Below are 6723 nucleotides of genomic sequence, written 5' to 3'. Positions count from 1 at the left end.
GTGCCCGGGCAGAGCGGCCAGGCCGCCCAGTCGGGGCATCAGCAGGCCGCCACGGCCGTCCGCCGCCCCCGTACGGCCGCGGGGGCCCGTCCGGCGCCGCGGACCCGTAAGGCGCGGCTGCGGGTCGCCAGGGTCGATCCGTGGTCGGTCATGAAGGTCAGCTTCCTGCTCGCGATCGCGCTGGGGATCTGCACCGTGATCGCGGTGGCGGTGCTGTGGATGGTCATGGACGCCATGGGCGTCTTCGGCGCGGTCGGCGGCACCATCAGCGATGCGACGGAGTCGCAGGAGGGCAGCGGGTTCGACCTGGAGTCCTTCCTGTCGCTTCCGCGTGTCCTCGGGTTCACCGGGCTCATCGCCGTGATCAACGTGGTGTTGGCCACCGCGTTGGCCACGCTCGGGGCCTTCATCTACAACTTGTCGGCGGGCTTCGTGGGTGGCGTCGAGCTGACCTTGGCCGAGGACGAGTAGCGGCCCGCCGTTACCGATTTTGGGACGGGGCAGGTCGTGCGCTAATCTTTCGGTGCAGCGCGGGGCTATAGCTCAGACGGTTAGAGCGCTTCCCTGATAAGGAAGAGGCCACAGGTTCAAGTCCTGTTAGCCCCACCGTCGCAATCAGCCTGGATGGAGATCTTCTTCATCCAGGCTGATGTCGTATGGGGGGCCGGGAGTTGATCCCCGGTTCCTGCCCGGTTTCACACCGGCCAATGCCGGTCATAGGTCACCGATCGGTATCGGTCGGTGTGTATCATCGGGCGCCAGAGGTCCCCTACGTCAAGAAAGAGACGAGGTAGCGCGGTGAAGAAGCTGCTCCTGGTCGCACTGGCCGCCATCGGCGGGCTCCTCGTGTACCGCCAGATCCAGGCGGATCGCGCCGAGCAGGATCTGTGGACGGAGGCGACCGACTCCGTGCCCGCAGGTTCGGGTGTGTGAGCTCCCAGCTCCTAAGACAGTCCCAGTACGGGGCCCCGACCGCTGGAGCGGTCGGGGCCCCGTCGGCTTTACTGGCGCCGTGCGGGGGAAGGTGCGGGGGCGCCGGGGGATGGGATGACGGGGGGCCTTCATGTTTCACTCTCGCAAACGAATAGCTTGCACAGGCAAAGTTGAACGGGCCGACCGGCCGGTACGACGAGGAGTGACGCGCGATGAAGGACCGCCGCAAGGTCAGGGCCGGTCTCGCCGCGGTGGCGGCACTGTGCGCGGTGGCCGCGGCGCCGGGGACGTCCCTCGCCGACGGCGCCGCAGGGGCCCGGGCGTACGACACCCGCGGCACCCGGATATCCGGCGCCGGCACTCACTCGGGCGCCCCAACCCTGGCGGCCGGCCGCACCTATGTCGACAGCCTCGGGCCGGGCGAGAGGCGGTACTACGGCGTGACGCTCGACACGAAGTCGGCCGCCTATGTCTCGGCCGTCGCGGCGCCCAGACCGGGGGCGGACGTGACCTCGTACCGCGACGGCGTGAAGGTGACGCTGGAGAGCCCTGACGGGGGCATCTGCGGCACCGCCGCCCCGAAGATCGAGACGACCGGCGTCGCCTATCCCCTCGCCGACTACGCCTCCCGCCAGATCGACTCCGGCCCGGCCTCCTGCCATCAGGCCGGGCGCTATGTGGTGACGGTGGAGCGCCAGGACGGGTCACCGGACCCGGAGCGCTGGCCTGTGGAGCTCCGGGCGATGGTGGAGCCACCGGTGAAGGGCGGGGCCACGGGAGCGGCTCCGGAGGGGAGTTGGAGCACCCCGTCACCCAAGCCGCCGGACGGCACTCCCCGGCCGAAGCGCGGCGGACGCGGCTTCACCGACGCGCCCACCCTGGGGAGCGGGGTGTGGAAGGACGAGATCACGCCGGGGGAGACGCGCTTCTACCGGGTGCCCGTCGACTGGGGGCAGCGCCTCACCGCCGCCGCCGAACTGTCCGCCGACGGCAAGGACCAGAGCACCCGTCCGCTCGGCCGCGCCCTGGCGATGCACGCGTACAACCCGGCGCGCGGGCTCGCCAAGCGGGGCATCCCCGCCGCGCAGGACGGCGAATCGCCCCGCACCCAGGTGTCCACCGCGCCGGTGGCCTACGGAAACCGGTATGCCAACACCGGCTCCACGGTCCGCGCGATGAGCTTCAGCGGCGGGTACTTCCTGGCGGTCACCCTCAACCCGCCACAGGTGGCGCCGCATCTGAACGGCCCGGTGCCGGTCGTGCTGCGGGTACGGGTCATGGGCGACGCGCGCGGCGGCCCCAGCTACGACAAGGACCCGGTCGAGGCGGGGTTCGGCCTCACGGCGGCCGACCGGAAGGTCGCCAAGCGCCATCCGGACACCGCGGACGACGACCGGATGGCGAGCCCCGGCTCCGGCGCGGGCGACTCGAAGACGACCGCGCTGCGGGTGGTGGGGTACGCGGGGATCGGTACGGGGACGGCCCTGGTGCTGGGGCTCGGCGTGTGGACGCTCACCGCCCGGCGCCGGGCGGCCGCGCAGCGGTACGGGGCGCCGCCTGGGTGGTAGTTGGGGTGTTGCTTTTGCTGGGGGCGTCAGGAGGCGTCAGGGGGCTTCAGGGGGCGCCGGGAGGGTGTGTGACGTCGGCGGGGGCGCCGTCGTGGCGCAACTCGCGGCCCGCTCGTGCTCAGCTCGCGGCTCTGTCCCTGCTCAGCTTGCGGCCCGTGGGTGCTCAGCTCGCGGGCCGTGGGTGCCCAGCTCGCGGGCCCGAGCGTGCTCAGCCCGCGGCCACCAGCGCCCATGCGCCGACGGCGAAGCACACCGCCGCGACGATCAGGATCGAGAGCACCGCTTTCCGGGACGGTCCGGGGCGCCGCCGCGTCGTCGATGGAACCCGCGGCCGCTCGGCGGTGTATGGACGAGTAGAAGGGAAATCACGCGGGGGCGGCGTTGGTGTCGGGGTCGGAGTCGGCGTGGGTGTCGGCGTTGGCGTCGGTGTCGGCGAGGGAGCCGCGGTCGGAGCGGAAGCGGGGGTGGGCGTATGCGGGTGCGCGTGGTGCACCGGCTGTACGGGGTGTGGTGGCTGCTGTGCGTGGTGCGGATGGTGCACGGGCGGCTGTGCCGGTGGCAGCGGGGCCGCCGTCGAGGGGGTCGGCGGGGTCAGTGGGTGGGGCATCGACTGAGGCGTCGACGGCTGCTGGACCGGCGGGGGCGGAGTCGCGGGCCGGGCGGTCGGCGGCGGGGGCGTCGGTGTCGGAGGGCCCGCGGGCTGGGGCGGTGGGGTCTGGCTCAGGGGCGTCTGGGCGTGCGGGGGTTCGGCGTGCGGGACGCCGGAGGACGGAGTCCCGGGAGCCCCGGTGTGCGGGGCCTGGCCGGGCGGGGGCTCGGTGTGCGGCGTCCCTGGTCGGCCGGTCCGGGGGAGCGGCGGCGGGAGCGTGAAGCTGCCGGTGTCGGACATGGACGGCTGTGGGGCGGCAGGCTGCGGAGGGTACGCCTCGGCGGCGGGGCCCGCGGGGCCCGAGTCGGCGGCAGGGGTGGCGTCGGCGGTGGGCTGGGGCCGGGAGGGCGCCGCGCCGTTCGCGCCGGTCTCTCGGGGCGGGTCCGTCTTCGCGTGGCGGCGGCGCGGCCGGGTCGGTCCGTTGTGGTCGAACCCGGCGGGCAGCGGCCCGAGATGGTCGAAGACCTCGATGGCGTCGTCGTCCAGGTCGGCCTCGGGCAGCAGGTCGACGGCCGTCGCCAGTGCCTTCCGCGCTCCCGTGGCGGTGCGGAAGCGGTCCTCGGGGTCCGGCTGAAGCAGACCCGCGATCACCTGCCACAGCGGTTCCGGCACCCCCGTGGGCGCGTTCGGCACTCCCTGCTCGAAGAGCTTGACGAGCGCCTCCGCGTCCGGCTTGTGCCCGTTGAGCAGATAGAGCGTCACCAGCCCCACGGCGAAGAGGTCCGCCGGGAAGTCCGGGTCGTCGCCCATCATCTGCTCGGGCGCGAAGTATCCGGGCGTGCCCATCACGTAGTTGGCCTCGGTGAGGCGCGGCTCGCCCTTGGTCAGCGCGATGCCGAAGTCGGACAGCCGGACATGCGGCCGCCCGGTCCCGGTGGATTCCAGCAGGATGTTCGCGGGTTTGATGTCCCGGTGCACCACGCCCTCGGCGTGCACCGCGGCCAGGCCGGCGAGCAGTTGGTCGAGCAGGGTGCACACATAGCGGGGCGGCAGCGGGCCGTAGTCCCCGATGAGATGGGCGAACGAGCCGCCGCCCACCAGATCCATGGTGAACAGCACCTTGTCGTCGTCGGCCGCCCAGCTCGCCGGTGCCAGCACATGGGGGTGATCGATCCGCAGGGCCTGTTCCCGGACGAAGCGCAGCAGCGTATGGGCATCGCGTTGCTGGAGCACCTTCGCTGCCACGTACCGTCTGCGGCGGTGGTCCCAGACGCGCCATACGGCGCCCACGCCCCCACGCCCGATCGGGTCCACCAGTTCGTACCGGCCCGCGAAGATCTCACCCATCGCGCCGTGCCCGCCCCGTCATCGACTCGTCAGCAGTTCAGCCCGTCAGCTCTGGTGCGCCTCGTAGTGGGCGACCGCATCGGCGGTCCGCCCGGCGCCGTACACACGGAGAAACTCTGCCAGCTCGGGGTGGGTCGGGGCGAGGGAGTCGGCGGCATCGATGATGTCCCCCGCGGCCGCCACGGACCGCAGCAGCGACTGGATCTCGCGCACCACTCGCCGAACGGTCGGGGCGCCCGAGCTCGTCGCCGTGGACTGGGTGGAGTTGAGGACCGAGCCGCCCGCGGACTTCTTGATCTCCTCCATGCGCTCGGCGGCCTCGGCGGCGCTGACCCTGCCGTCCGCCGCCTGGCTGGACAGCTCCTGAAGAGCCTGCACCCGCTGGACCACGGCAGGGTTGCCGATCTTGGCGCGCTGGCCGCTCATGAGCTGCGAGAGCATGGGCGCGGACAGCCCGAGGACGGCGGCGAGACGGGCTTGGTTCAGACCGAGATCATCGATGAGACGGCGAAAGAGCGCCCCCAGCGGTTCCCCGTACCAACTGCGCTGAAGCTCCCGTGCGCGCGCGGTGGCATCCTGCTGTGTTGCGTCCATCTCGCTCTCCCCTTCGCTTCGCTGCCGCGAATCTTGCGTGGCATCCTACGGAGAGCGCTACGCACGAGCGATACCCGGTCGGGAATGGTGGCCGGTAGCAGGTATCCTGATCGGCGACGGGGCCTTAGCTCAGTTGGTAGAGCGCCGTCTTTGCATGGCGGATGTCAGGAGTTCGACTCTCCTAGGCTCCACCTTCGTCGCCGGCCAGGACACCGTGATCGGTGTCCTGGCCGGTTTGTTTCGCCCCTGATATCGGTGTTGCCACTCCTGCCATTGCCCGGCGCAACACCCGAGGGATGCTCCAGGGTGTTTTCCACAACTCGGGCAGATCGCTCGGGAGTCGTCTGATCGGCGCGGGCCGCCGTACAGGGGGACACGATGGGTGAGCTGCATCCGCTGGGCGAGAACCTGCCCGAGGAGTGCCGGGCGTTCGCTGTGGAGCTGAGGAAGCTGTTCCTGGGGCTGGGGATCTCGGTGCGCAGATATGCCGTGCGCAGACACCGGGATCCGAGCACCATCTCGCGGTTTCTGAGCGGCACCCGCATCCCGCCGTGGGAGTTCGTCTTCGATCTGTTCACCGATCTCGCGGCGCGGCGGGGCGTCGCCCCCACGCCCGCCGCCATCGAGCTGGTGCGGGAGCTGCACCGGGCCGCGGTCCGCACCAGCCGCTCCCCCGGGCACGCCATGGAGATCCTTCAGACCCAGTTGGCCGACGCGGACCGGGACGCGCGGGTTTCCATGGCGCACCAGGACGTGCTGGGCGAGGCGCTGCTGGACCGCAAGCACCGCATCGCCGATCTCGAGGTGCGGCTCAACCAGGCCGAGGCGGCATGGGCCACCGAGCGCGCCCGGGCGGACGCGCTGGAGCGGGAGCTCCCGGACCGGAAGGAGCTGATCAAGGAGCGGGATCTGCTCCGCCAGGAGGTGGGGCGGCTCACCGAGGAGCTGGAAGACGTACGGCTGCGGGGCCGGCTGGCGGAGGACCGCTGCCTGGTCCTGGAGCGGCAACTGGCCATGGTGGAGTCCCAGCCTCCGGCCGCGGTGCCGCGGCCGGAGGACGAGCCCGCGGCCCCGCAGGGACCGGCGGCGCCCAGGCGGGGCACCGGGCCGCGGCCGAAGATCCTCGTGGTGGACGACCAGCAGAACAATCTGCTGGCCATGGAGGCCGTGCTGGCCACGCTCGACCAGGAGCTGGTGACCGCGACGTCCGGGCAGGAGGCCCTCAAGGCGCTGCTCGACCATGACGACTTCGCGGTGATCCTGCTGGATGTGCAGATGCCCGAGATGGATGGCTATGAGACGGCGGCCCACATCAAGCGGCGTTCCCGTAACCGCGACATCCCGATCATCTTCCTCACCGCGATGGGCGCAGACCCCGAGAACGCCTCGCGGGGCTATGCGGCCGGTGCGGTGGACTACATGGCCAAGCCGTTCGACCCCTGGGCGCTGCGGGCCAAGGTCTCGGTCTTCACCGAGATCTTCCTGGAGCGCCGGCAGCGCCGTTCCCAGGGGGAGGACCCGGCGGGCTGAGCCGGAGCCCCACGGGCCGGACGGGGCCGGGCCGGCGGCCGGGCCGAGCCGGGGCCGGAGACGGGGCGAGGGGCGGGAGATCGGGTGATCTCCCGCCCCTCGCGGAGGGCCGCGCCGAACGCCGTGTGCGGCGGCGTTCGTCGTTCGGCGTTCGTCGTTCGG

The 6723-nt window shown here is 71.9% G+C and carries 6 protein-coding genes and 2 tRNA genes; 6 read left to right on the top strand and 2 right to left on the bottom strand.

From position 1 onward, the window contains the following. The 4 genes from KN815_RS38245 to KN815_RS38230 form a co-directional block, all read left to right on the top strand. Positions 1 to 471, top strand: a 471-nt coding sequence (locus KN815_RS38245; protein ID WP_216346415.1) for a DUF3566 domain-containing protein, incomplete at its 5' end; no start/stop codon positions are given. A 61-nt stretch (positions 472 to 532) separates the two neighbouring features. After that, positions 533 to 606: transfer RNA gene (locus KN815_RS38240), tRNA-Ile, on the top strand. A 192-nt stretch (positions 607 to 798) separates the two neighbouring features. Beyond that, positions 799 to 933 carry a DLW-39 family protein gene (locus tag KN815_RS38235; protein ID WP_003958712.1) on the top strand — a complete coding sequence of 45 codons (135 nt, stop codon included), beginning with the start codon at positions 799 to 801 and terminating at the stop codon, positions 931 to 933. A gap of 212 nt (positions 934 to 1145) precedes the next feature. Continuing rightward, the gene (locus KN815_RS38230) at positions 1146 to 2501 is read left to right on the top strand and encodes a hypothetical protein (RefSeq protein WP_216346414.1); all 1356 of its coding nucleotides are present in this window, start codon (positions 1146 to 1148) and stop codon (positions 2499 to 2501) included. 208 nt (positions 2502 to 2709) lie between these two features. On the opposite strand, the gene KN815_RS38225 is transcribed toward KN815_RS38230, so the two are convergent. Together KN815_RS38225 and KN815_RS38220 are read right to left on the bottom strand one after the other, a co-directional pair. Beyond that, positions 2710 to 4437, bottom strand: a complete 1728-nt coding sequence (locus KN815_RS38225; protein ID WP_216346413.1) for a serine/threonine-protein kinase — start codon at positions 4435 to 4437, stop codon at positions 2710 to 2712. A gap of 45 nt (positions 4438 to 4482) precedes the next feature. Further along, positions 4483 to 5031, bottom strand: a complete 549-nt coding sequence (locus KN815_RS38220; RefSeq protein ID WP_216346412.1) for a helix-turn-helix domain-containing protein — start codon at positions 5029 to 5031, stop codon at positions 4483 to 4485. Between the two features lie 118 nt (positions 5032 to 5149). Here KN815_RS38220 and KN815_RS38215 point away from each other — a divergent pair. Next, positions 5150 to 5222, top strand: a tRNA-Ala gene (locus KN815_RS38215). Between the two features lie 187 nt (positions 5223 to 5409). Beyond that, entirely contained in the window at positions 5410 to 6561 is a 1152-nt protein-coding gene (locus KN815_RS38210; protein ID WP_216346411.1) for a response regulator, read from the top strand. Positions 6562 to 6723: the final 162 nt, after the last annotated feature.

Source organism: Streptomyces niphimycinicus (assembly GCF_018883605.1).
Classification (GTDB): domain Bacteria; phylum Actinomycetota; class Actinomycetes; order Streptomycetales; family Streptomycetaceae; genus Streptomyces; species Streptomyces niphimycinicus.
This window is presented reverse-complemented; position numbering and strand designations above follow the sequence as displayed.